The organism is Methylobacterium sp. WL18, from assembly GCF_008040015.1.
GTDB lineage: Bacteria > Pseudomonadota > Alphaproteobacteria > Rhizobiales > Beijerinckiaceae > Methylobacterium > Methylobacterium mesophilicum.
Genome location: NZ_VRVD01000854.1, coordinates 1 through 1,633, shown reverse-complemented (window position 1 = coordinate 1,633; position 1,633 = coordinate 1). Strand labels below are relative to the sequence as shown.

The window sequence follows — 1,633 nt, the reverse complement described above, 5'->3', positions numbered from 1 at the left end:
CCTGCGCCCCGTCCACGGCTGGCTGCTGTGCGGCCTGGCCATCGTCGCCCTCCCGGCCTGGGCGCAGGGCGGGGCCGCCGCCCTGTCCCCGCTGGAGGTGGTGATCAAGTGGGCGCCGCTCCTGCTCACGGGCTTTTCCTTCAACGTCGCGATCTCGCTGATGGCGATGGCGATCGGCACGGTGGCGGGCCTCGGGCTCGGCCTGGCCATGCTGGGCGAGGGCCGGGTGCTGCCGCGCATCGCGTGGGCCGCCACGCAGGTGTTCCGCAACGTGCCCTGGCTGGTGCTGCTGTTCTTCGTGATGTTCCTGGTGCCGTTCCAGGTCACGGTGTTCGGGATCCGCGTGCCGCTGCCCGACTGGCTGAAGGCGACCTTCGGCTTCAGCCTGCCGGTGATGGCCAACGTCGCCGAGATCGTGCGCGGCGCGGTGCGGTCGGTGCCGAACACGCAATGGGAGGCAGCCGAATCCCTGGCCTTCACCCGGCGGCAGACCCTGTGGCGGATCATCCTGCCGCAATGCGCGAAGCGCATGCTGCCGCCCTGGATGAACGTCTACGCGCTGATCGCGATGGCCACCGTGCAGGCGTCGATCGTCGGGGTCACCGAGATGCTGACGCTGACCGCGCAGGTGCACGCCGCCGAGGGCGGACGGCCCGAGCTGTTCGCCCCGCTCTACGGCTTCGCGCTGCTCTGCTTCTTCCTCTACTGCTACCCGATCGACCGGTTGACCGCCCACCTGGAACGCCGCTTCGAGACCCGTTGAGCATGATGTCCGCGACCGTCGCCAGCAGCCCGTCCCCGGCCTGGACCCCCGACCAGCCGATCGTCCGCGTCGTCGACGTGCACAAGTCCTTCGGGACCTTCGCGGTCCTGAAGGGGATCAGCTTCGACGTGCGCAAGGGCGAGGTGGTCTGCATCATCGGGCCCTCCGGCTCGGGCAAGTCGACGCTGATCCGCTGCATCAACGCGCTGGTGCCGGTCACCGCGGGCTCGATCCGGGTCGAGGGGATCGAGGTCACCGATCCGCGGCTCGACAAGCTCGCCTTGCGCCGCAAGGTCGGGATGGTGTTCCAGCAGTACAACCTGTTCCCGCACAAGACCGCGCTGCAGAACGTGATGATGGCCCCGATCCACGTCCTCGGGCAGGACAGGCGCGAGGTCGAGGCCCGGGCCCGCGCCCTGCTCGCCAAGGTCCGGCTGGCCGGCAAGGAGGAGGCGTATCCGGGCGAGCTCTCCGGCGGTCAGCAGCAGCGCGTGGCCATCGCCCGCTCGCTGGCGATGCGGCCCGACGTGATGCTGTTCGACGAGGTCACGGCCGCCCTGGACCCCGAGACGGTCAAGGAGGTGCTGGTCACGATCCGCGAATTGGCCGAAGAGGGCATGACCTGCATGCTGGTCACCCACGAGATGAACTTCGCCCGGGACGTCGCCGACCACATCTACTTCACCGACCGCGGCGTCATCGTCGAGCACGGGCCGCCGGCGACCTTCTTCGCGTCCGCGCAGGACGCGCGCACCCGCCGGTTCCTCTCGCAGGTTCTCTGACGGGCCGGGGGGCGAGCGGCCCGGGCGCGGGCGGATGCAGGGCCGGCCTGCCGCCATTCGGTCGCGCAGGACGGGCGAGACGGTGGGG

Annotated in this window: 2 protein-coding genes; both read left to right on the top strand. The window is 70.4% G+C overall.

The window, feature by feature from the left end:
- Positions 1 to 763: amino acid ABC transporter permease (locus FV228_RS29025; RefSeq protein WP_147857630.1), on the top strand; the 763-nt coding region annotated here is incomplete at its 5' end.
- A gap of 2 nt (positions 764 to 765) precedes the next feature.
- Positions 766 to 1,545, top strand: coding sequence for an amino acid ABC transporter ATP-binding protein (locus FV228_RS29020; RefSeq protein WP_147857629.1), 780 nt, complete (start codon positions 766 to 768; stop codon positions 1,543 to 1,545).
- The last annotated feature ends 88 nt before the right edge of the window (positions 1,546 to 1,633 follow it).

Bases quoted from the DNA above. Each gene is read 5' to 3' on its own strand.
- FV228_RS29020 (WP_147857629.1), top strand. From the start codon at position 766: ATGATGTCCGCGACCGTCGCCAGCAGCCCGTCCCCGGCCTGGACCCCC.